We start from the raw sequence: 23,182 nt of genomic DNA on the forward strand, positions 1-23,182 counted from the left end.
TCAGCTTACGACTGTAAATAATTTTTGGTCTATCGTACTTTCTTCAAGATCCTCAATGAGAATTTCCTGATACGCATGTGAATTCGTGATGATGACTGGGGTAATCGTTGTTAACCCTTTCTCTTCAATGAAAGCTTTATCAAATTCAACAAGCACTTCGCCTTTTTTGACTGTATCGCCCTCTTTCACCTTCAAGGTAAAAGGAGTGCCGTCTAATGTCACCGTATCCAGTCCGATGTGCACAAGCAATTCGACGCCAGACGCCGAACGAAGGCCGATCGCATGCTTTGTAGGCGCGACCATGACGACGGTTCCGTCAAACGGGGCAAACAATTTATTATCGGATGGCTCAATCGCCAACCCTTGTCCCATTGCACCTGAACTGAATACCTCATCAGGCACGTTAGAAAGCGGGATCACCTTGCCGCTAAACGGAGCATATACGGTTTCTTCATTTGCCTGTGCCGTTTGACCATTTTCCTTTTCCGTCTGTGCAGCAGTATCTTCACCGTAGCCAAAGATCTGAATCAGCACAACAGGGAGAATCACCGCAATCGCAGCACCGATTAAAATGCCCCAAATGGATGTCGGGAATTGTTCATTGATACCATTCACGATCGTCAGCGGTCCCGGAAGTCCCGCATAGGCAAAGTAATACGGATGAAAGAAGCTTGCCACGATTGCGCCAACCGCGCCGGATATACAGCCAAAGATAAACGGCTTCTTAAATCTCAAGGTTACACCATAGATCGCCGGCTCTGTAATGCCAAACAGTCCCGTGATTCCAGCAGAGACGCTGACTTTTCTCGTTTCCTTGTTTCTCGCTTTCAAAATGACGCCAAGCACGGCCCCAACCTGCGCAATGACCGCAATCGTTTGATACGCTTGAAATGAATCCCGACCGTATAAATCAAAGTTTGCCAATACCATCGGCGTGATGCCCCAATGTACACCGAAGATGACGATGACCTGCCAGAATGCGCCGATGATTGCTCCTGCCAAAGCCGGCACGTTTTCCGCCAAGAAGTTGTAACCGTTTGCAATTCCGTTTGCGCCTAATGTTGTCACAGGGCCTATGAGGACAATCGTTAACGGCACCATGATGACCATGCATAGAAACGGAACAAATAACGGTCTGACCACTTCGTTCATTCTCTTATTCAAGAATCGTTCAAGATAAGACAACATCCACACTAAAAATAATGGCGGCAGCACGGAAGACGTGTATGTCGTTTGCGATAAAGCAATCCCTAAGAAAGAAATGCTCTTTCCGTCTGCGATTTGAGCTGCCATCTCCGCCCATGTCGGACTGACTAACGCGGCACAGCACGCTACAGCGATATACGTGTTGGTCTTAAAATGCTTTGATGCCGTAATCGCGATAAAAATAGGCAAAAACGTAAACGGCGCCCAAGATATGAAACTGAAAACCTGATAAACTCCTGTTTTCTCAAAACCAGCAAACAATAAGTTAATGATAATTAATGCCCCTTGCAAAATACCAGCAGCGGCCAGAATGTATACAAACGGCGCAAACACAGCTGACATCGTCGCAATGATCCGGTTCAACATCGTTCCTTTATTCTCGCTCTGTTCGCCAGAAAGATCAATATGGACCAGCTTTGAAAACTCCTCGAAAACTTCCCCTACATGCTGTCCAATGACAACCTGGAATTGACCGCTGTTCTCTACAACCGTAATGACGCCGGGCATCGACTTCACGATATCCTTCGCTTTAGGGTTAGATCGCTTCAGCACCAACCGAAGCCTAGTAGCACAGCGAGAAGCTCCTATTACATTCTCTTCCCCGCCTACGGCCTCCAAAATGTCTTTCGCTAGTCTTGTATAATCTCTCACTTTCCCCGACATTTTCACCCACCCCTTTGTTTGGTTACGCTTTCATTATAATTGTACCGGTATAATTTATCAATACCCTTACAAAATATTTGTATACTTACTATGATTGTAAGCGGTTTATGCTATAATTTTGACAAGTGAAACTAAACGAATAAATGAGGAATGTGTATGTTAAAGTACCAGCAAATCGCAGAAGAAATCGAAAAGTATATAGAAGAAAATGAGCTTCAGCAGGGAGATAAACTGCCAGTGCTAGAAACCCTCATGGCCCAATTTGAAGTCAGCAAAAGCACAATCACAAAGTCCCTGGATCTATTAGAGCAAAAAGGCGCGATCTTTCAGCTCAGAGGAAGCGGCATCTTCGTCAGAAAACATAAACGAAAAGGCTACATCAGCCTTCTGTCAAATCAAGGATTTAAAAAAGACCTCGAGGATTTCAATGTCACCTCAAAAGTCATTGAACTGGACGTGAGAAAGCCGACACCGGAAGCGGCAGAAAACCTAAACATCGGAATTGACGTGGACATCTACTATGTCAAAAGGGTCCGCTACATCAACGGCCAAACCCTTTGCTACGAAGAATCCTACTACAACAAATCTATCGTGACGTATTTAAACAACGAAATCGTCTCTCACTCGATCTTCCACTACATCCGGGAAGGACTGGGATTGAAGATTGGTTTTTCTGATTTGTTTCTTCACGTGGGTCAGCTGACTGAGGAGGAAGCGGAGTATTTGGAGTTGGAGGCTGGACTGCCGAAGCTGTATATAGAAAGTATTTTTCACCTGACGAATGGACAGCCGTTTGATTACTCGAAGATTTCTTATAATTATAAGCAGTCGCAGTTTGTGGTACAGGCTAATAGTTTTTTGTTGTGAAATAACGCTCAACCTGCAGAAAGTGAAAGAGACCAAGAACAATTTATTCTTGGTCTTTTTTCTGAATGTACATGAATCTATGACTTACCCGACATTCTTGCAGCCTTAGCTTTCTCTTCTGTTTTCTGCTTTATCTATATCCTCGCTCATCTCAGCACCTCTTTCCTCGTTTTAATTGTCTCTAAAAGCAGTTATGCGTTACTATCATATAAAGGTCCAATGTTTAAAAATAATGTCATACTTTTAAATTCACCTTATCATGCAAATGCTCATAAATAGGGGTTTATTCTAAAAAGGGGATGGACGATTTTGGAAAGCAAGTACTTAGATCTACTCGCACAAAAATACGATTGTGAAGAAAAAGTAGTAACAGAAATCATTAATTTGAAAGCGATACTGAACCTGCCAAAGGGAACTGAGCATTTTGTCAGTGATTTGCACGGGGAGTATCAGGCATTCCAGCACGTGCTGCGTAATGGTTCAGGACGAGTCAAAGAGAAGATACGCGACATCTTCAGCGGTGTCATTTACGATAGAGAAATCGATGAATTAGCAGCATTGGTCTATTATCCGGAAGACAAACTGAAGTTAATCAAACATGACTTTGATGCGAAACCAGCATTAAACGAGTGGTATAAAGAAACGATTAATCGAATGATTAAGCTCGTTTCATATTGTTCCTCCAAGTATACCCGCTCCAAACTGCGCAAAGCACTGCCAGCCCAGTTTGCTTATATTACGGAGGAGCTGCTATACAAAACAGAACAAGCTGGCAACAAGGAGCAATATTACTCCGAAATCATTGATCAGATCATTGAACTTGGCCAAGCTGATAAGCTGATCACCGGCCTTGCTTACAGCGTTCAGCGACTGGTGGTCGACCATCTGCATGTTGTCGGCGATATTTACGACCGCGGACCACAGCCTGACAGGATTATGGAGGAGCTGATCAACTACCATTCAGTCGATATTCAATGGGGAAATCACGATGTCCTTTGGATCGGCGCCTATTCCGGTTCCAAAGTGTGCCTGGCCAATATTATCCGTATCTGTGCCCGCTACGATAACCTTGATATTATTGAAGACGTGTACGGCATCAACCTGAGACCGCTGCTGAACCTGGCCGAAAAATATTATGATGATAATCCAGCGTTCCGTCCAAAAGCAGACGAAAACAGGCCAGAGGATGAGATTAAGCAAATCACAAAAATCCATCAAGCGATTGCCATGATCCAATTCAAGCTTGAGAGCCCGATTATCAAGAGACGGCCGAACTTTAATATGGAAGAGCGGCTGTTATTAGAGAAAATAGATTATGACAAAAATGAAATCACGCTGCACGGAAAAACATATCAGCTGGAAAACACCTGCTTTGCGACAGTTAATCCTGAACAGCCAGATCAGCTATTAGAGGAAGAAGCAGAAGTCATAGACAAGCTGCTATTCTCTGTCCAGCATTCCGAAAAGCTGGGCCGCCATATGAATTTTATGATGAAAAAAGGCAGCCTTTATTTAAAATATAACGGCAACCTGTTAATTCACGGCTGTATTCCTGTCGATGAAAACGGCAATATGGAAACGATGATGATTGAGGATAAACCGTATGCGGGCCGTGAGCTTCTCGATGTATTTGAACGATTCTTGCGGGAAGCGTTTGCCCATCCAGAAGAAACTGATGACCTGGCGACAGATATGGCCTGGTATTTATGGACAGGCGAGTACTCCTCCCTCTTCGGAAAACGCGCCATGACGACATTTGAGCGGTATTTCATTAAAGAGAAGGAAACACATAAAGAAAAGAAAAACCCGTATTACTATTTACGCGAAGACGAGGCAACCTGCCGAAACATCCTGGCAGAATTCGGCCTCAATCCAGATCATGGCCATATCATCAACGGCCACACACCAGTAAAAGAAATCGAAGGAGAAGACCCAATCAAAGCAAACGGAAAAATGATCGTCATCGACGGCGGCTTCTCCAAAGCCTACCAATCCACAACAGGCATCGCCGGCTACACGCTGCTATACAACTCCTACGGCATGCAGCTCGTCGCCCATAAACACTTCAACTCCAAGGCAGAAGTCCTAAGCACCGGAACCGATGTCTTGACGGTGAAACGATTAGTGGACAAAGAGCTTGAGCGGAAGAAAGTGAAGGAAACGAATGTCGGTGAGGAACTGCTGCAGGAAGTTGCGATTTTGGAGAGTTTGCGGGAGTATCGGTATATGAAGTGAGGAATATGGGGTTCAGAGAAGATGATATGCTCCCCTCAAGGTAGACAGATGAAATAAAAAATCTGTCTACCTTGAGGGGAGTTTTTTTCATGGTTGGAAAACGGTGATTAAAAAAGGAGAAAAACTAAACAAACTTTCAGGATACGAAACAAGGATTTAGAAAAATGCGCTGGTTTTTTCGATCGTATTGTAATTTTCACATTAGTAAATAACCCTCATGTCAGATGAATACAGCTATGTTCAATGACACAAAAACATGTCGAAACTTACTCTAATCGTTCAAAGTATGATTCAGAATCGGTCTTACTCTATCGAATTTTTTATCAGCTTTCACAACTACTTTGAATTTCTCTCAACATTTGAATAAATACTACCTATTATAACATTCACTTTAGTCTGATAAGTATTCATAAACAGCAATCATAGCAACATTTCTGATCCGTCTAGCCCGCTTCTCTCCCACCTGATATGCTTCACGAAGTTTAGATTCTGGTGCCCTTAAAATATCACCAACAGTGTATAACTCTAGAGACAAAATTTTTTCCTTTTGAAATTCTGTTAAATCTAATACTTCTATCGGCTTTTTAAGTTCTTCTTTAAGAATTTCAGACATATTTGGTTCATCGAAACTAGGCATCTCTGAAATTAAAGAATCATAAACTTTACTATTCTCGCCATACTCAGTCATCTTCTTTATTGAAAGCGCCTTAACAATTGTTAGTGCCATAGAAGTTGGAGTTGACTCTAGTGCCAATAATGCACCAATATTCACAAAATATCTTATCCCAATATGAGACCTGGTAGCCTTTATTCCAAAAGCATGCTCTCTAACGACTCCTGTGTACTCTAATAACCGTAAAGCTTCCTTTATTGCTTGCGGCGCATCTCTATGAATCCAAAAATAACATGAAGTTTTCTTATCATCATCCAAACTACTTAAATTCTTTTGTTGTATCTCTTGAAGCACCTCACCTTCAATAAACTTTCTTCCCCAATCTATAAGAACTCTATGCCCGACATACTTCTCTGCTAACTTAGAATGTTCAGACCATATATCTGTTCTATAATACTCCCTAATAACTTTATTTACAGAATTACTTTCGAGAGAATTTGTAAGGAGTAATGTTTTTAATAAATGTCTTGGATTTCCACTCGATGCATATGAAAGAATTGCAAAATTTTCTCCTCTCCTCAAAATGTTTTTCATTATTGAGCTATCCTCTGCTTGTTTACTAACAATTTCCCTCATGTTATTTAAATAATCATCATCCAAAACATCTCTATTAAGATTAATTACTGATGCATCATGAATTGGTTGAAAGGTTTCACCGTATACAGTAACCCCTGGGTAGACAGCAGCATTACATGAAATATAAGGGTTACGAATATCCCTGAATAGAGTAAAGAATTGTCTTTGCTGTTCTGGCATAAATACATGTGCAGCTTCATCTATGAAAACTACAACACGATTAATATCTAACTCTTGACAAAGGTCTTCAACAGCATCAAGAAATCTATCTGTCGATGGCAACCCTTCAGTGTTCACTAATTTCCCAGGATCTTTCCAAGATTCTTCAAAGGCCTCTGCGATTAATTCAATATTTGTTTTTTGTACTTGTCCAGTCTGTACATTACCAGCAGTCAGTATATTTAGACTAGTAGGGATTTTGGTTAGTTTACCGCTTTTCTCCAAAACCCTTATTAACTCATGGCAAATCCTAGAAATCATCCAGTGATGGAATTGCTGTGGATCATTGGTATGTATTAAAGAACTCCCTCTAAATGTAACATAAACAGGCATTACTTTCTCTGAAGCAAATTTTTGCATAAGTTCATATTGTGCAACTCTAAATAAAAAAGACTTACCAACTCCTCGACTACCTACAAGAATTACTGGAGTTCTTGATTTTAATTGCTCTATTATTTGCCTATCTTGTTTTGATTCAACAAAATATTTACTTATTTCTTCTAGTTTAATTTCTTCTGTCCTATAGAAAAATTCAGCCATTATACATTCTCCTTTTGAACTTGAAAACTAGTTTGTATGCCTTTGATGTTTCCAACATGATCCATTATACTTGACTCAAGACGTGCTTTCATACCATGATCTATACAATCCAAATATCTAGCACATAGAGAGAAAACAATAAGTGTCCTAGCAATTTTAGCTTTTTCATTAAATATTTCAAATGAATTTTGGTTAAACTCTAATTTTGTTGATAACTTTTCTCGAGTCACATAATTTCCATGTACATATTCTGAACACTCTCTGTATATTTTTTTACTTATATCACTATATGTTATTGACTCTCCAATAAGCATCGGGGAAAACGCTTTAAAGAACCCTTTGGAAAAAATACCATTATCTTCATTTATGATATTACTCCAATTAATGTCCTTCTCTCCCAATTTCCATAGTCTTAAATCCAATTCTTGAAATGAAAAGTATATTCCTGCAAGTGTATGCTCAATAAAAAATCTTAATGCGTTAAAAGATTGTCTATAAAAACCTTGTGATACTTGAATTAGACTAAACTGGTATTCACGAAATGCTATTTCGTATAACTCAATCTCTGGACGATTATTTAAAGCTTCTAACCAAACTTCCAAATCAGTTATAAAAGAATGATTGGTAGATAGTAATTGATAATTATCACCTAAAAAAGATTGATTAACAATATCTTTACTCTTATTGCTAATTTCAAGGTAAAATTCATTACATGTAAGCACTTTAAAAGTCTCCTCACAATTTAAAATTTACAATATACCCCAAAAAATATATTAATACTTTACTTTTTATAGAACACTACCTTGTAGGTAACTTATGAAATAAAACACGTCAATTATTAATTCCTTAAAAGAACTAAATTAGTTATTCGCACCATTTATAACCTCATTTATTTATGATAAGGCTCCCCACGATTAATCCGAAAAGCCCGATAAATCTGCTCCACCAGAATCAACCGCATCAACTGATGAGGAAACGTCATCTTTGAAAATGACAGCTTTTCATCCGCTCGCTTCATCACCGCGTCACTCAATCCGAGTGATCCGCCGATGACGAAGGTGACTTTGCTTTTTCCATATGTAGCCAGCTTATCTATTGTATCGGCTAGTTCTTCGGATGTTTTCATTTTTCCTTCGATGGCGAGGGCGATGACGTGGGCGTCGGGGCTGATTTTTGAAAGGATGCGGTCGCCTTCTTTGTCTTTTATGATTTTCATGTCTTGGTCGCTTAGGTTTTCCGGTGCTTTTTCGTCCGGGAGTTCGATGATGTCGATTTTTGCGTAGGCCGATAGTCGTTTTGTGTATTCTTCTATACCTTGCTTAAGATATTTTTCTCTTAGTTTTCCGATTGTCACAATATTGATATTCACAGGTCATCCCCACTTTAGAAACAAGTTATTCATATATATTGTCCACAATTGTGGATATCTTTTCTGTATTTTGTGTAAGATCATTCGTTCCCCACTATATATACTGCGGGGTCTCCACATAATTCACAGGCTGTGGATAAACTGTTAGTATGTTCGATTTTTCTGATTTCAGGCGGCAGTTCGTGGTCGTCTATGTACATATCTAGCACGGTTTCGATGTGTTCTTCACAGGAATAATACGTTTGTTTCATGTTCAAATCCTCCGATGGTTTCTTGCATTTTTGCAAATATTCTCTTCCCAATATAACCTATTTATTCACATGTTAGTAGTGCTTCGGGCTGAGTTTTATCCACAATTCGACAAACAAGCTGTTGATGACTCTATTTCGCTCGTATGTTAGTTTGGATGCAACCGATGTTTGGGGAGGTCTGCATTTGCGCTCCAGATGGATTTGGCTTTTTGTGATCATGTTGTTGCTTGCTGGGTGCCAGCCGTCTTATTGGTTGTTAGAGAAGGATCGAATCGGTGAAGGCAGTCCAGACTTAAAAATATACGCTAATTACCTTCAAATGCATGATGATGTAAAAGGATATCAAGTCTTCACCATTTCAGAAGGCAAAAAAATGGTCGTGGTGTCCCTCGGAAGCAGCGAGAAGGATAAAAAGCTTGAGGTGTCAGGCGTCAAATACTCGCCTAAAGAAACGATTGTAACTGTGAAGCGAAAACCTGCGCCCAAGGCAAATGGAGAAAAACCCTTATATTCTGATTGGACTGGACAAAATCGAAGGGGAATTCATCGTACGGATGAAATGGGAAGTCGATTTGAAGAAACAGATTACCAGCAATAAAGCCGGCGTTCCGAGAACGTCCGGCTTTTTCTCTTATTTCAGCGTTCCATGCGGGTCGATGACGAATTTTTTGGCTGCGCCTTTGTCGAAATCGCTGTAGCCTTTTGGTGCGTCGTCCAGAGAGATAACGGTGGCGTTGACGGCTTTTGCGATTTGCGCTCTGCCGCTCAGAATCGCTTTCATCAAATTGCGGTTGTAGGTCATGGCGGGTGTTTGTCCAGTGACGAAGGTATGGGCTTTGGCCCAGCCGAGTCCGAAACGGATCTTTAGAGAGCCTGTTTTAGCTTCGGCATCCTTTGCACCGGGATCTTCGGTCACGTATAAGCCTGGAATGCCGAGGCTTCCGCCGACCTGAGTGACGTCCATGATCGAGTTCAGCACGGCGGCTGGCGCTTCCCCTTGGTTGCCGTGTCCGGATGCTTCAAAGCCGACACAGTCCACTGCGGCATCAACGGTTGGTTCACCTAGTATTTGTTCAATTTGCTCGCCGAGGCGGTCATGTTTTTGTACGTTGACCGTTTCACAGCCGAAGCTTCTCGCCTGTGCCAGTCTGTCTTCGTTCAGATCACCGACAATCACCGTCGAAGCGCCAAGAAGCTGCGCGGAGTGTGCAGCTGCTAAGCCGACAGGTCCCGCTCCTGCGATATAGACGGTCGATCCTGTTTGCACGCCCGCTGTGTACGCCCCGTGGAAGCCGGTCGGAAAAATGTCGGACAGCATGGTCAAATCGAGAATCTTTTCTAACGCCTGTTCTTTATCCGGGAATACCAAAAGCTGAAAATCGGCGTACGGTACCATGACGTATTCAGACTGGCCGCCGACCCAGCCGCCCATATCGACGTAGCCGTAAGCCGATCCCGGACGGTCCGGATTGACATTCAGGCACACATGCGTTTTCTGCGTTCTGCACATCACACAGCGTCCGCAGGCAATATTGAAAGGAACGGATACGATATCGCCTTTTTTGATAAATTCAACATCACGCCCCGTTTCAATGACTTCTCCGGTAATTTCATGCCCGAGCACCAAGCCTTCAGGCGCCGTTGTGCGGCCTCTGACCATATGCTGGTCGCTCCCGCAAATGTTGGTTGTAATGACTTTGAGAATAACCCCATGCTCACATTTTCGATTCACATTCGCCTTCGGAACGCCGGGCCCGTCCCTTAAGATTAACTCCGGATAACCGATATCCTCCACCGCTACAGTCCCTTTGCCTTTGTACACAACCGCTTTGTTTCCAGTCAACGCCATTCCTCCCATTCATGTTTTTGGACTCTTCGCCCTAGCACATGACTTCGGTTCGGCATGACCCTTTCCCTGTTTTACGCTTGTTTTTTCTGCATTCTTAAAACAACAAAAATGCCAAGAGTGCAGCCGATAATGGTTCCGATGAGGTCAAACCAGTCCGCTTTTCCTCCATTCAGCAGGAACACGGTAACCGCCGAGGTTAGGCCGATAATGAGTGCCTGAAGAATAACTTGTTTATTCCGCATGTCATACCTCCTTTAGATTCGTTTCCTATACCTTACCCGCAGTTAATTCCAGACTCGGACATATGTATCAAAGAAAAAGAGACTTCACCAGTCTCTTCATAAACAGCGATCAATTAAATCATTTCCTGAGAAATAATGTGACAATACTAGCCACTAACGCAATCGCCGTATAGATCACAACCCAAAATAAAAATGAACTGTTGCCAGATGCTAATGTAAATAACAAAATGATGCTCGCCATTAGGACAATGAGCGGCGCCACCCAAAATCTCTTAAATAAAAAATGACCCGCTATACCAAATACACCTGCGATGATCGGAAAACCAAATACGATAAATAACACAGCGATGGCTCCCATACTAACCTCCCTGCCCTTAAAACCCCTTCATCACCTCAAAATCATACAGCTTCAAATGACTCTTCGGTGTCACGACATCCTTTACCTTCCTAATCTCTTTTTCTTTCACTTTCTTTCCGGTTTTCAGGCTGTATTGTTCAATGGTTGCAGGCTGATTGTAGGTGTACGTGAAGAAATAGAGGCTGCTGTCTTTTAGGGTGATTTCTTTGAAATCAGCTTTCATTTTTTCCGGCGAAAGGTTGAATGCATTGCTTGTTTTTCCTGTCTTTGCATCGATTTTATATGCCTTTCCGAAGCCGTCAATGAAGTACAGGTACCCATCATAAGAGAAGAAGCTTTTTTTGAAGCTGAAGGGCATGGAGCTGTATATCGTTTGTTCGTCGTTTTTGTATTCGGCGATGTCATGAAGCTCTACTTTTCCGCTTTTCTTGTTGATCTTGACCATTTGATAAAGATTGCGCGCCTTTTGGCCGCGAACAATGGCATAAACAGCTTGGTCGTCCACAGCAAGCTGGGATTCGACCGAGGCTCCTTCCCGGTATTGCCATTCCGTTATGGTGTGATAGGTGAGCTTCTTTTGATCTGCTTGAATCTGAAGGAGCTGATAGCCTTTTTCGTCATCTGTCGGAACGAGTGCGTAAATGGCGCCGTCATGAAAACCGGAGGCTCGGATGTAGTAGGGGATGACGTCTTTTTTCCACCCTCCCTCCATCTGGCGGTACAGCTCTGAGCGGTATCCGTCTCCTTTTTTGTCGTAACCGGAGTTGTAGAGTGTGTAAAAGCCATTCGTATTTTGCAGAAAGCCCGCGCTGTCACCTGTGTGCTGATAGGCTCTTTTATAGGAGCGCAAGCCATTTTTGATCGTGAAAATCGTGTTTTTATCCTCCAGCATCACACTGTCGCCGTGTACCTTGGCTGACCCTAGCTCAAGGCCCTTCATCTTAAATGAAGACAGCGACCCGTCTTGGCTGATAAACAGGGCATAGCTTTTCCCGCCGCCAAATGCATCTTGATCCGCAGAGGATGAGAAATACAGCAGGACTTCTTTATCAACAAGAAAATCGGGGTCTCTGAGATCCTGCTGACTCACGGCTTTATGGCTTTTGAGAGGAGAAATGAAGACAAATAGTGCGACTCCTGCGAGAATCAGCATGGCAATGGTGATCATCCACTTTTTCATATCCTTCTCCTTAGTAAATGGTCATGATGGTTGTCGTATACGAAGAGCTTGTGATGTCGCGCGGATATACGCCTAAGCCTCCGTTGCTGTCTATATCAATGCCTGCTTTCAGTAAAAATGCAGACCATAGGAGCTTCGAACAGTTTTTCGCGCCGTCATGGCCGGTATTTCTATTATTGACGAAGTTAAATGAGTATGGGTCGCCGACTCTTGATACCGCCCAGTCGGCAGCGGATGTTTTCTGTGAAGAGGTGACATTGACTGTCTGTACGATGGAGTTATCTTCCACGTCTCTGGCATTATAAGCGATCTGCCTGACGCCGTCGCTCGGAACAGATTCAACAATTTTGTCAGCGGCGGAGTACATGCCGACGTGGCCATGATTGTAGTAGGCTGTGTAGGAGTTGGTGTAATAGATATTGCCTTTCGCGCTTGTCGGGAGTTTTTTCGTGCCGGATGAGCCGCCCATGATAGACATGCCGCTTTCCTTGGCGAGTCTATCGCCTTCTGCTTTATCTGCTGTGATTTCTTTATAGAACTGTTTCAGAATAACGTCTTGCTTTACGTGCTGCTGTTTGGCAATCTGGCTGGCGGACTTCATGATTTCCTCTGGTGTCGTGCCTGGCTGCAGTGCGGCGATTTCTTCAGCATAATTTGTGGTCTTTACGGCTTTGGCGGGAGAAACAAACAGGCCGCCACACATTGTAAGCGCTACCAAAAACATTGACAACCGTTTCTTCAACTTCATTACATCTCCTCTTTTCTTGTGAATGTAGGAAAGGTGATTTCCTCACCCACATTATATTAGGAAAATAAGGAAAGTAACTAGGTGATTTACAGAATTTTTAGAAATCATTTACAGAAGTCTGTCCGCAAAAAAAGGCCTTTTTCAGGCCCTTTTTATTAAAGCTTCTTGCTCATGGCCACGTCCGTTTCTTGAAATCCGGTCCGCTCATATAGCTTCCGTGCTGTGTGATTATGGGCAAAGACGTGGAGGGACAGCTTCCGGATTCCCATGCTTCGTGCCGTTTGTTCTAAAGCCGTTAATGCTTGCTTTGCGTAGCCCTTGCCACGGTACGGTTCATATAACCCGAAATCGTAAATAAACGCTTCCTGCTGCGGATGCTCCGGTTCAGCATGTATCCAGAGCCACCCAACGATTTCCTTTTCATTCAGCGTAAGGCTCCATAAATGATGATGGGGTGTTTCCAGCCCTCTCGGAAGCAGATCAGAAAAGGTCTGCTTAGACAAAAGCAATGCGTCTTCAGGCAGCCATGTTCCCGCCTTCAACTTTTCTTCCGCGTAATGCTTGGCCGTGTATGTGAGGTAAGACCGAAATTCTTCTGTCTGCATAGGGGTCAGCATGATTGTCATCTCATCTCTCCTTTATATATTGACTAGAGGATTTTACATAAAATAGAAAGAGGTGTTACTATCAGAATAAGCAACTGAGATTGATAAGTCACTAGAGAAAGGAGTTTCAAATGAATAAGATTGCACCCGCAGAAATCGCTAACATGCTCAACGATTGGTACCTTGCCATCAAGAAACATGAAGTTGAAGAGTCCTCCCGTTTATTTGAAGAAGTAAAGCCTTTATTGGATGACATGGAAGAGGATCAGGAGGTTCTTGCCTACTTCTCCTTGCTGGAACTGCGACACAAGGTTTTGCTTCACGAGGCGAGAGGACAGGGCTTTCAGCATGAGGAGCCTTCTCATATGAATGCTACGTCTGACATGCTGAAATATTACTTTTTTCTGTTTGAAGGCATGTATGAGGCCTATAAGAATAATTATGACATTGCCATTGGGCTGTATAAAGATGCAGAGCAGTATCTCGACAACATTCCCGATCCGATTGAGAAAGCCGAATTTCACCTGAAGGTCGGAAAGCTCTATTATAAGCTGGGACAAAATATTGTGTCCCTCAACCATACACGGCAAGCAGTTAAAACGTTCAGGGAAGAGACCGATTATAAAAAGAAACTGGCTTCAGCGCTGATCACCATGTCAGGCAATTTTACCGAGATTGGGCAGTTTGAAGAAGCTGAAACATATTTGGACGAAGCAATTCGGATCACGAGAGAATTAGAGGATCATTTTTTTGAAGCCCAGCTTTTGCATAACTTCGGCCTTCTTCATGCGCAAAGCGGCAAGTCCGAAGAGGCGGTCTCTAAATTAGAAGAGGCCTTACAGAACGAAGAATACGCCTGCTCTGCCTATTACTATCATTCTGTCTACTTGCTCATACGAGAGCTGTTTAAGATCAAAAAGAAAGAACAGGCCTTATCTTATTACCAAGATGTGAAGGAAAAATTGACTGCTGAGCCGAATAGAATATGTGAGGCAAAAATAGACATTTTGTATGCCATTTATGCAAAAGGAGGTCATGCGGAAACGTTTCACTTATGCAAACAATATATGGATGATTTGGTGTCCGAGAAAGAGTATGACAGTGTAAGAGAACTTTCCATTTTGGCTGGAGAACGGTATAAGGAGCATGAGCTTTACAAAGAAGCTGCCCACTTTTTTTATGAAGCATTACAAATTGAAGAACTCATCAAACGAACGGAGGTTATATAAATGAAAAAATTTCTGATTGGTGCAGGCGTCGCAGCGGTGATTTTATCTGGATGGTTTATTGCAGATCATCAAACCCATTCGCAGGAGATGAAAGTCGCTGAGAAAATGATTGGATAAATGAAAAACCCCCGCGGGATGCGGGGGTTTTCTTATTACAGCAACTTTTTCCCTAGCAGGGATTCTACGAGCTCTACTGCTGTTTGGCCAGTCTTGTTTTCGTGATCAAGAATCGGGTTGACCTCAACGAATTCAGCTGAGGTAATGATACCTGCGTCATACAGCATTTCCATAGCCAGGTGGCTCTCCCGGTAGCTGATGCCGCCCACGACAGGGGTTCCGACACCCGGTGCGTCGTTTGGATCAAGTCCGTCCAGATCAAGGCTGAGATGGACGCCGTCACATGCTGATAAATAATCAAGGGTTTCTTCGATCACCTTTGTCATGCCGAGACGGTCGATTTCGTGCATCGTGTACACCTTCATGCCGCTTTCCTTAATATACTTACGCTCCCCTTCATCAAGTGACCGGGCGCCGATGATGACGACGTTTTCCGGTTTGATTTTAGGTGCATAGCCTTCAAGCTTAACCAGTGACTCGTGGCCGATGCCGAGGCTGACGGCAAGCGGCATGCCGTGAATATTTCCTGATGGTGATGTTTCAAGTGTATTCAGGTCGCCGTGCGCGTCATACCAGATGACGCCGAGATTATCGTAATGCTTTGCTGTGCCTGCCAGCGTGCCGATCGCAATACTGTGGTCGCCGCCCAGGACAAGCGGGAATTTTTTCTCTTCGATGACTTTGTTGACCTTTTGAGCGAGCTTTTCATTTCCCGCCAATACGGAATTTAGGTTTTTTAATTCTTCATCGTTTTTGATCTTTTCGCGGCTGATCGGAATGTCACCGAGATCTTCAACCGTATAGCCCATGTCTGACAGCCTCTCGATCAAATGGGCGTACCGGATGGCACTCGGTCCCATGTCCACTCCGCGTCGTGCTTGTCCTAAATCCATTGGCATTCCAATAACCGAAATCGTTTTATCCATCTGTGATTCCACCTCAACATATAAGATAATGTCCTTATGCGGGTTATAACAAAGATGACTTGCGGACAACGTTTTTAAAGCTCTAGCTGACGATTTGCCTGCTGGCGTTTTTTAATGACGACATGATAAATGATGTAGCAAATGACCATAAACGGTATGCCGCAATACAGCGCGATACGCTGCTCTGGATCAAATGCAAGGCTGATGAGAACGACCGTATTTAACGTCAGGCCAACCAGCGGAAGCACCGGATACAGCGGTGTTTTGAATTTCAGGTCTTCTGTCTTGCCGCCTTCACGGATATATTTGCGTCTGAACATGATTTGGGAAAGCGAAATCGTAATCCAGCCGACCTGTGCGCTCATGCCCGCCAATGATAATAGCACCATATATACGGTTTCAGCCTGCGCAAATTTTGTCAGAAGTGACAGGCAGGCCACAGCCATCGTGACAATTAACGAGTACATCGGCACACCGCGTTGATTTGTTTTGCCCAGCGCTTTAAAGGCCTGTCCTTCATTCGCCATCGCGTACAGGATACGTGTCGATGCGTATAAACCTGAATTCGCAACAGATAAGAGCGCAATCAATATAACAAAGTTCATGATATCAGCAGCATACGGGATTCCGATTTGCTCAAATACGACAACAAACGGACTTTCCACGACTCCAGCCTGTTTCCACGGAATCATGCCGGCAATGACAACGATGGAAAGAACAAAGAATACAAGTGTTCTCCATACTGTCTGTTTGATGGACCGCGGAATTGTTTTTTCAGGGTCTTCACTTTCTCCTGCTGCAACCCCGATCAGCTCAGTTCCCTGAAACGCAAAGTTCACGGTAATCATCGTAATCAGCATTGCCTTTATGCCGTTCGGAAATAACCCGTCTTCATAAAAATGTGTCAGAAACGGCGCCTGCTCTCCGCCCTTCAGGTTAATCAGGCCAAACATGGCAGCTCCGCCGAGAATAATAAATAAAAGGATAATCAAGATTTTAATCCCGGAAAACCAAAATTCAGATTCTGCAAAGGCTTTCGCGGTTATCGCATTTAGTAAAAACATCAGTGCCGCAAATACAAGACACCAAATCCAGACCTCCACATGCGGAAACCAACGCTGCATCAGCTGTCCCGCTGATAAGAATTCAATTGCGCATGTAACTGCCCAGCCGAGCCAGTACAGCCAGCCGAACGCAAACCCGAAGGCCGGGCTGATAAATTTTGTCGCATAGGTCTGAAAGGACCCCGACACAGGAAAGGCGACCGCCAGCTCCCCTAAGCAAAGCATGGTCAAAAACATGATAAAGCCGCCCACTAAATAGGACAGAACCGCGCCGAGCGGTCCCGCCTGGTTAATGGTAAATCCGGTTCCAAGGAAGAAACCGGTTCCGATCACTCCGCCCAATGAAATCATGAACAAGTGGCGTGATTTCATTGTCCGCTGGAGCTGATTTCCGTTATCTTGGTTTGTATTCACATTCTGCACCCCTTCAGCAACTTGTATTGGATCTAAGCTGGAACATCTACATGGTGCATATCCCAGTTTGCTGTCCAAAGAGTCTCTATCTATTTAATATAAAATTCACTTCTTCTCATAAAGATACATTATACTAAAATACTGTAGCTGAGCAAATAGGGAGTGCTTATTTTTCTGTTGTAAATTTATACAAACGAAGTGAATATCCCGCCATGGTGCGGAATTATGCGTTTTGCAGCACGTGCTTAATTTTCTCTATCGCCCAATCTAAATCCTTTTTGGAAATGATTAATGGCGGTGCAAAACGAATGACTGTATCATGCGTTTCCTTGCATAAAAGCCCTTCTTCCTTCAAACGCTCACAATAAGGGCGTGCGGCTTCTGTCAATTCCACACCGATAAACAGCCCTCTGCCGCGGACTTCTTTAATGATAGGGTTGTCAATGCTCTCAAGTTCGCTTTTAAAGTATTCGCCAAGCTCAAGAGAACGATCCGCCAGCTTTTCATCCTCCAGCACTTCCAATGAGGCGATAGACACTGCACAGGCAAGCGGGTTTCCGCCAAATGTGGAGCCGTGTGAGCCAGGGTTAAACACGCCTAAGATCTCGCGGTCCGCCGCAATGCAGGAGATCGGGAATACACCGCCGCCTAGCGCTTTACCCAAGATGTACATATCCGGAACAATGCCGTCCCAGTCACAGGCAAACGTCTTGCCTGTACGTCCAAGACCCGTCTGAATTTCATCAGCAATAAACAGAACATTCTCTTCCTTACAAATCGACGCCGCTTCCTGCAAAAACCCTACAGGCGGAATGACAATGCCCGCTTCGCCTTGAATCGGTTCGAACAAGAATGCCGCTGTATTCGGCGTAATCGCCTGACGAAGCGCTTCCGCATCTCCGTACGGAATTAATTTGATTCCCGGAAGCATCGGGCCGAATCCTCTTTTATATTCCTCTTCAGAAGAAAGAGATACCGCCAGCATCGTCCGGCCGTGGAAGTTCCCGACACATGCGATAATTTCCGCTTGATTGTCGGCTACGCCTTTCACTTCATAAGCCCAGCGTCTTGCCGCTTTCACCGCAGATTCAACCGCTTCAGCTCCTGTATTCATCGGCAGAATCATCTCTTTGCCCGTTAGTTTAGCTGTTTTTTCGTAAAAAGGCCCAAGCTGATCGTTGTGAAACGCGCGTGATGTGAGGGTGATTTTATCAGCCTGATCCTTCAATGCCTGAATAATTTTCGGGTGTCTGTGACCCTGGTTTACCGCAGAATAAGCACTCAGCATATCCATATATTCATTGCCTTCCGGGTCCTTTACCCAAGCACCCAGCGCTTCAGAAATGACAATCGGGAGCGGGTGGTAATTGTTGGCTCCATAATGAGACGTCTGATCAATAATTTCTTTGGATTTAGATAAAGCTGGCATATTTGAATTCCCCCTTGTTTTCTGTTTCAACATGTTATCCTGCTTTCCCTTTTTATAAATGCAAGTTCTGTGCCAAATCAAGATTTCGTGTGTTTTCTACAAATTTCGTGGACAAGGTGCAAAAACATTCAGATATTTCGAGCAAAAATTTTAGCAAGTGCAAAATTCTTTTGCATATCCTCTCCATTCTTTTATAAAATAGAAGCAATATTAAGAAAATAATTGAGGGAGGTTCATACAGTGGTCAAAGACAGCGAGTTCCTCACGTTAGTGTTTCAAAGCATTTTGGATGAAATCGATGTTGGCCTGCACGTGGTAGACGAGCACGGAAACACGATCGTTTATAACAATAAAATGATGCAAATTGAAGATATGGAGAAGCATGACGTCCTGAATAAAAACCTGATGGATGTGTTTATGTTTTCAAAACAGCAGGACAGCACGCTTGTACAGGCCCTTCAGGAAGGCAAAACGATTAAAAACGTCAAACAGAGCTATTTCAATAATAAAGGGCAGGAAATTACGACGATTAATCATACATATCCCATCGTCAAGGACGGCAAGATCAGGGGCGCAGTCGAAATTGCCAAGGATGTGACAAAGCTTGAACGGCTGATCAGGGAGAATATGAACAAAAAAGGTAACACAACCTATACGTTTGACAGCATTCTCGGCACCAGTCCGGCCATTCAAGACGTCATCGAAAACGCCAAGCGGGCAACGCGGACGTCATCATCTGTCCTTCTCGCAGGCGAAACCGGCACTGGAAAAGAGCTGTTTGCGCAAAGTATCCACAACGGCAGCGATCGTTCAGGAGGCCCGTTTATTTCACAAAACTGCGCGGCACTGCCAGACAGCCTTGTGGAAAGCATTTTGTTTGGAACGAAAAAAGGCGCGTTTACCGGCGCTGTAGACCAGCCCGGCCTGTTTGAACAAGCGCATGGCGGCACACTGCTGTTAGATGAAATCAACTCGCTGAATCTCAGTCTTCAGGCGAAGCTGCTGCGCGCCCTTCAAGAACGGAAAATCAGGCGCATTGGTTCGACAAAGGATACACCGATTGACGTGCGTATTATTGCCACGATGAACGAAGACCCGATTGATGCGATTGCGGGCGAACGAATGCGGAAGGACTTGTATTACAGGCTAAGCGTCGTGACGCTCATTATCCCGCCGCTTCGGGAACGAAAGGAAGACATTTTGCTTCTCGCGTCGGAGTTCATCCAGAAAAACAACCACCTGTTCCAAATGAATGTCGAACACATCAGCGAAGATGTGAAGCAATTTTTCCTATCCTACGACTGGCCGGGAAATATACGTGAGCTTGAGCATATGATCGAAGGCGCAATGAATTTCATGACGGACGAGCAAACGATTACGGCTTCTCATCTGCCCTATCAATACCGCATGAAAATCAAGCCGGCTGACATCCCGGAGCCTGAAACACCAAGACACCAGCCGGCCGCGGACTTAAAGGAAAAAATGGAGAGCTTCGAAAAATACGTGATTGAGAACGTGTTAAGAAAACACGGCCATAACATCTCGCAAGCTGCTCAGGAGCTTGGCATCAGCAGACAAAGCCTCCAATACAGGCTGAAGAAATTTTCTCAACCGACTGCCGAGTCATAACCCTATTCCGGCGCAGGAAGCCTGATCAGAAAAACAGTGCCTCTGCCGATTTCACTTTTTACTTCAATCGTCCCATTGTGGCTGTCGATAATCGACTTCGTAATGGCAAGCCCCAGTCCCGAACCTCCATATTTTCGGGAGCGGGATGGGTCTGCCCTGTAAAATCGGTCAAATAAATGCGGCAAATGCTCCGGTGCGATGCCTGTGCCGTTGTCCGCTATCATCAGCATAACGCCATCATGGTCTTTTTGCAGCGAGATGGTGATGGCGCCGGTTTTCTCATCTGTATACTGCACCGCGTTGTAAGCCATATTCAGAATGACCTGTTTCATTCTATCCTGGTCAAACACCGCTTCAGCATGATCCTCAAGCAGCAGCTGCAGTTTTCTTTCTTTCGCAAGCAGACTGAGCTGCGGCGAACAAATGCAAAGGTACAGTCAAGTCTTCTGCATTGAAGAAAGAGAACGGCATCTATGTGTACATCATTAAAATCACAGCCAGCAACCACACAGTACAAACCATTAAAGTCAATGCTGAAAACGGAAGCATTTGCAGTTAACAGGCATTGCCTGCTGTTTCACGTGTAACATCCATCTTGTATTTTTCTTCATATTCGATATATCCTTGTTCAACTGAACGGGCGTGACCCCCGTTCAGTTTTTTTGCATAAAAAACAGTCTGGCAACGGTGCCAGACTGTTTTTAACTAACTTCCTAATTGATCTGCGGAGGAAAGCTTGATGTCAACGGATTTTTCTTTACCGCTGCGGTAAAACTTCACCTTCACCCGGTCACCGACTTTTTTCTGATAAAGCCGTTTCCGCAGATCAACAATATCATTTACTTTGTATCCGTCAAATTCCGTGATGACATCCAGTTCCTTCAGCCCTGCTTTTCCGGCAGGTGAGAAGGCATCTACACCCATCACAACCGCTCCATTGGTGACATCCTTAGGAAGCTTCAATGTTTCATCCCAATGATAGCTTGCAATATCGCTTAGCGATTTCATCTCAATGCCAAGGAACGGACGTTTGACTTTGCCGTATTTCTCTAAATCCTCTATCACAGGGATCACAAGCTTAGACGGAATCGACAGGCCAATCCCTTCAACCGCCGATTCGGCAATTTTCATTGAATTGATACCAATGACTTTCCCATCCATATTTAACAAAGCGCCGCCGCTGTTCCCAGGGTTAATGGCCGCATCTGTTTGCAGGACTTCTGCGTTCCAGTCAGGCTGTCCGTCATCGTTTGAATCCACAGGAATTGCCCTCTCCGTACCCGAGATGACGCCCTGTGTGACAGAACCTGCAAACTCAAGGCCTAACGGGTTCCCGATTGCGATAACCGGCTCACCAGATTGGACTTTATCTGAATTACCGAAGTCGGCGACTGCTTTAATTTTATCGCTTTTCACCCGTAAAACGGCAAGATCCATCAGCTGGTCACTGCCGACAAGTTCAGCCGCTACACGCGAGCCGTCTTTCAAGCTGATTTCAATTTGGGAAGCGCCCTCGATGACATGATGGTTGGTCACGACATAAGCAGAGTTGTCATTTTTCTTATAGATGACGCCGGAGCCGCTCCCAGCCTCACCGCTCTCTCCCCAAATGTCTGATTTTTGGATGTTCACAACGCCGACAACGGCAGGCGACACATTGCTGACAATCTTGGTGACCGCATTGTTGACACTGACATTCACCGTCCTGATTGATTCCCGGCCATTGTTGTTGTTCTGCTGCTGATCTAAGGCACCCGTATCTAACCCTTCATTTGAAAAGTACGGCATGAGAAACGCCATTAATACGGCACCGACAATCACGCCAATCAGACTAGAAAGAAAATATCCTTTTTTGCTTCTCTTTGGCTGTTCAGGAGTAGTATGTTCTTCCTCACGATCGTAATCCACCATATTCCATCCTTTCCAAGAACGTTAATATGGTTATATTGTGGGTTAGAAGCTCCTATAATAGTCATGATTTACATAGAAAAATTATACAGCGCAAAGCGGAGTGGCCTTCTTCGGATCGGTATCATACAAATCAAATGTCTCACCCGTCACAAATCCTTTAGTAGCCAATGTCTGCTGCACAGACATTCTCGCCAGCTCCTTCATGTTGTTGTCCTGGCTCAAATGCGCCAGGTATATACGAGACGTCTCGTCGCCAATGACATCAGTCATCGCCAAGGCAGCATCTTCATTGGAAACGTGCCCGACGTCACTTAAAATCCGCCGCTTAATGCTCCATGGGTATCTTCCCATTTGCAGCATCCCAACATCGTGATTGCTTTCAAACACAAACACATTCGCTGAGCGGATGATACCTTTCATCCGGTCGCTGACATATCCCGTATCTGTCATTAATGCGAGCTTTCGGCCGTTATAATGGAATACATAAAACATCGGTTCCACCGCGTCGTGGGAGACGCCAAACGATTCGACATCAAGTCCGCCGAACGACTTTACCGTCTCCATCGGAAACACAAACTTTTGATCGGTGTCTATTTTGCCGATCTGATTCTCCATCGCTTTCCATGTCTTCTCATTCGCATAGATCGGAAGCTTGTACTTTCTGGCGACCACGCCGAGGCCCTTAATATGGTCACTATGCTCATGCGTCACAAAAATGCCGTCTACATCATCCAGCTTACGCCCGATTTGCGCCATTAGCCCGTCCATGGCTTTCCCGCTCAAACCGGCGTCCACCAAAAATGCGTGATCCTCTGTTTCAAGATAAAACGCATTTCCCGTACTCCCGCTCGCAAGTACGCTAAATTGCAAGCTCATGTCTGT

21 protein-coding genes and 4 pseudogenes are annotated in these 23,182 nt (G+C 44.2%); 7 read left to right on the plus strand and 18 right to left on the minus strand.

Annotation, left to right across the window (positions count from 1 at the left end):
- Positions 1 to 1,869 (minus strand): beta-glucoside-specific PTS transporter subunit IIABC, encoded by a 1,869-nt coding sequence (locus tag AC0DBE_RS13275; RefSeq protein WP_114151014.1) that lies wholly within the window; start codon positions 1,867 to 1,869, stop codon positions 1 to 3.
- A 156-nt stretch (positions 1,870 to 2,025) separates the two neighbouring features.
- Between AC0DBE_RS13275 and AC0DBE_RS13280 the strand changes: the two genes are divergently transcribed.
- The gene (locus AC0DBE_RS13280; protein ID WP_472962457.1) at positions 2,026 to 2,736 is read left to right on the plus strand and encodes a GntR family transcriptional regulator; all 711 of its coding nucleotides are present in this window, start codon (positions 2,026 to 2,028) and stop codon (positions 2,734 to 2,736) included.
- A gap of 309 nt (positions 2,737 to 3,045) precedes the next feature.
- Positions 3,046 to 4,971, plus strand: coding sequence for a fructose-1,6-bisphosphatase (gene fbp, locus AC0DBE_RS13285; RefSeq protein WP_242733499.1), 1,926 nt, complete (start codon positions 3,046 to 3,048; stop codon positions 4,969 to 4,971).
- A gap of 391 nt (positions 4,972 to 5,362) precedes the next feature.
- On the opposite strand, the gene AC0DBE_RS13290 is transcribed toward fbp, so the two are convergent.
- From AC0DBE_RS13290 to AC0DBE_RS13305, 4 genes are all read right to left on the minus strand, one after another.
- Positions 5,363 to 6,979: an ORC-CDC6 family AAA ATPase gene (locus AC0DBE_RS13290; RefSeq protein WP_088680251.1), complete on the minus strand. Its 1,617-nt coding sequence runs from the start codon at positions 6,977 to 6,979 to the stop codon at positions 5,363 to 5,365.
- Positions 6,979 to 7,701, minus strand: a complete 723-nt coding sequence (locus AC0DBE_RS13295; protein WP_088680250.1) for a hypothetical protein — start codon at positions 7,699 to 7,701, stop codon at positions 6,979 to 6,981. The genes AC0DBE_RS13290 and AC0DBE_RS13295 overlap by 1 nt, the downstream gene beginning before the upstream one ends.
- A 167-nt stretch (positions 7,702 to 7,868) precedes the next feature.
- Positions 7,869 to 8,348, minus strand: coding sequence for a 23S rRNA (pseudouridine(1915)-N(3))-methyltransferase RlmH (gene rlmH / locus AC0DBE_RS13300; RefSeq protein WP_472962460.1), 480 nt, complete (start codon positions 8,346 to 8,348; stop codon positions 7,869 to 7,871).
- Between the two features lie 80 nt (positions 8,349 to 8,428).
- Positions 8,429 to 8,599, minus strand: a complete 171-nt coding sequence (locus AC0DBE_RS13305) for a CxxH/CxxC protein (protein WP_003236479.1) — start codon at positions 8,597 to 8,599, stop codon at positions 8,429 to 8,431.
- Positions 8,600 to 8,783: 184 nt separating this feature from the next.
- On the opposite strand from AC0DBE_RS13305, the pseudogene AC0DBE_RS13310 reads away from it, so the two are divergent.
- Positions 8,784 to 9,197, plus strand: a pseudogene (locus AC0DBE_RS13310) (hypothetical protein).
- 33 nt (positions 9,198 to 9,230) lie between these two features.
- Here AC0DBE_RS13310 and fdhA read toward each other — a convergent pair.
- The 6 genes from fdhA to AC0DBE_RS13340 all read right to left on the minus strand — a co-directional run bounded on the left by fdhA (position 9,231) and on the right by AC0DBE_RS13340 (position 13,602).
- Positions 9,231 to 10,457 (minus strand): formaldehyde dehydrogenase, glutathione-independent, encoded by a 1,227-nt coding sequence (gene fdhA, locus AC0DBE_RS13315; RefSeq protein ID WP_472962462.1) that lies wholly within the window; start codon positions 10,455 to 10,457, stop codon positions 9,231 to 9,233.
- Positions 10,458 to 10,519: 62 nt separating this feature from the next.
- Positions 10,520 to 10,690, minus strand: coding sequence for a hypothetical protein (locus AC0DBE_RS13320; protein WP_472962464.1), 171 nt, complete (start codon positions 10,688 to 10,690; stop codon positions 10,520 to 10,522).
- A gap of 118 nt (positions 10,691 to 10,808) precedes the next feature.
- The gene (locus tag AC0DBE_RS13325; RefSeq protein WP_014115828.1) at positions 10,809 to 11,048 is read right to left on the minus strand and encodes a DUF2651 family protein; all 240 of its coding nucleotides are present in this window, start codon (positions 11,046 to 11,048) and stop codon (positions 10,809 to 10,811) included.
- Positions 11,049 to 11,064: 16 nt separating this feature from the next.
- On the minus strand, positions 11,065 to 12,228 hold the full coding sequence (locus AC0DBE_RS13330; RefSeq protein ID WP_472962466.1) for a hypothetical protein: 1,164 nt from the start codon (positions 12,226 to 12,228) through the stop codon (positions 11,065 to 11,067).
- Between the two features lie 10 nt (positions 12,229 to 12,238).
- Positions 12,239 to 12,976 carry a YiiX/YebB-like N1pC/P60 family cysteine hydrolase gene (locus AC0DBE_RS13335; RefSeq protein WP_268465993.1) on the minus strand — a complete coding sequence of 246 codons (738 nt, stop codon included), beginning with the start codon at positions 12,974 to 12,976 and terminating at the stop codon, positions 12,239 to 12,241.
- 155 nt (positions 12,977 to 13,131) lie between these two features.
- A complete protein-coding gene (locus AC0DBE_RS13340; protein WP_472962469.1) occupies positions 13,132 to 13,602 on the minus strand; it encodes a GNAT family N-acetyltransferase in 471 nt (156 codons plus the stop codon).
- A 110-nt stretch (positions 13,603 to 13,712) separates the two neighbouring features.
- Here AC0DBE_RS13340 and rapG point away from each other — a divergent pair, with 110 nt between their 5' ends.
- Together rapG and AC0DBE_RS13350 are read left to right on the plus strand one after the other, a co-directional pair.
- A complete protein-coding gene (gene rapG, locus AC0DBE_RS13345; RefSeq protein ID WP_014115832.1) occupies positions 13,713 to 14,810 on the plus strand; it encodes a response regulator aspartate phosphatase RapG in 1,098 nt (365 codons plus the stop codon).
- Positions 14,811 to 14,927: a Phr family secreted Rap phosphatase inhibitor gene (locus tag AC0DBE_RS13350; RefSeq protein WP_003219133.1), complete on the plus strand. Its 117-nt coding sequence runs from the start codon at positions 14,811 to 14,813 to the stop codon at positions 14,925 to 14,927. It abuts the gene before it with no gap.
- Positions 14,928 to 14,962: 35 nt separating this feature from the next.
- On the opposite strand, the gene rocF is transcribed toward AC0DBE_RS13350, so the two are convergent.
- The 3 genes from rocF to rocD all read right to left on the minus strand — a co-directional run bounded on the left by rocF (position 14,963) and on the right by rocD (position 18,760).
- Positions 14,963 to 15,853, minus strand: coding sequence for an arginase (rocF, locus tag AC0DBE_RS13355; RefSeq protein ID WP_014115833.1), 891 nt, complete (start codon positions 15,851 to 15,853; stop codon positions 14,963 to 14,965).
- A 74-nt stretch (positions 15,854 to 15,927) separates the two neighbouring features.
- Positions 15,928 to 17,331: an amino acid permease gene (locus AC0DBE_RS13360; protein WP_014115834.1), complete on the minus strand. Its 1,404-nt coding sequence runs from the start codon at positions 17,329 to 17,331 to the stop codon at positions 15,928 to 15,930.
- Positions 17,332 to 17,554: 223 nt separating this feature from the next.
- Entirely contained in the window at positions 17,555 to 18,760 is a 1,206-nt protein-coding gene (gene rocD / locus AC0DBE_RS13365; RefSeq protein WP_072565581.1) for an ornithine aminotransferase, read from the minus strand.
- Positions 18,761 to 19,000: 240 nt separating this feature from the next.
- On the opposite strand from rocD, the gene rocR reads away from it, so the two are divergent.
- A complete protein-coding gene (gene rocR / locus AC0DBE_RS13370) occupies positions 19,001 to 20,389 on the plus strand; it encodes an arginine utilization regulatory protein RocR (RefSeq protein ID WP_061187131.1) in 1,389 nt (462 codons plus the stop codon).
- A gap of 2 nt (positions 20,390 to 20,391) precedes the next feature.
- Here rocR and AC0DBE_RS13375 read toward each other — a convergent pair.
- Positions 20,392 to 20,802 (minus strand): annotated as a pseudogene (locus AC0DBE_RS13375) (sensor histidine kinase); the annotation flags it as partial.
- Between AC0DBE_RS13375 and AC0DBE_RS13380 the strand changes: the two are divergent.
- Positions 20,802 to 20,948 (plus strand): annotated as a pseudogene (locus AC0DBE_RS13380) (PepSY domain-containing protein); the annotation flags it as partial. The pseudogenes AC0DBE_RS13375 and AC0DBE_RS13380 sit on opposite strands and share 1 nt — an antisense overlap.
- Here AC0DBE_RS13380 and AC0DBE_RS13385 read toward each other — a convergent pair.
- The 3 genes and pseudogenes from AC0DBE_RS13385 to AC0DBE_RS13395 all read right to left on the minus strand — a co-directional run bounded on the left by AC0DBE_RS13385 (position 20,945) and on the right by AC0DBE_RS13395 (position 23,176).
- Positions 20,945 to 21,074 (minus strand): annotated as a pseudogene (locus tag AC0DBE_RS13385) (hypothetical protein). The pseudogenes AC0DBE_RS13380 and AC0DBE_RS13385 overlap by 4 nt on opposite strands.
- Before the next feature lie 20 nt (positions 21,075 to 21,094).
- Positions 21,095 to 22,300 carry a serine protease HtrC gene (gene htrC, locus AC0DBE_RS13390; protein WP_014115841.1) on the minus strand — a complete coding sequence of 402 codons (1,206 nt, stop codon included), beginning with the start codon at positions 22,298 to 22,300 and terminating at the stop codon, positions 21,095 to 21,097.
- 81 nt (positions 22,301 to 22,381) lie between these two features.
- Positions 22,382 to 23,176, minus strand: a complete 795-nt coding sequence (locus AC0DBE_RS13395; RefSeq protein WP_079287674.1) for an MBL fold metallo-hydrolase — start codon at positions 23,174 to 23,176, stop codon at positions 22,382 to 22,384.
- Positions 23,177 to 23,182 lie beyond the last annotated feature (6 nt).

The organism is Bacillus sp. VA15, assembly GCF_055721145.1.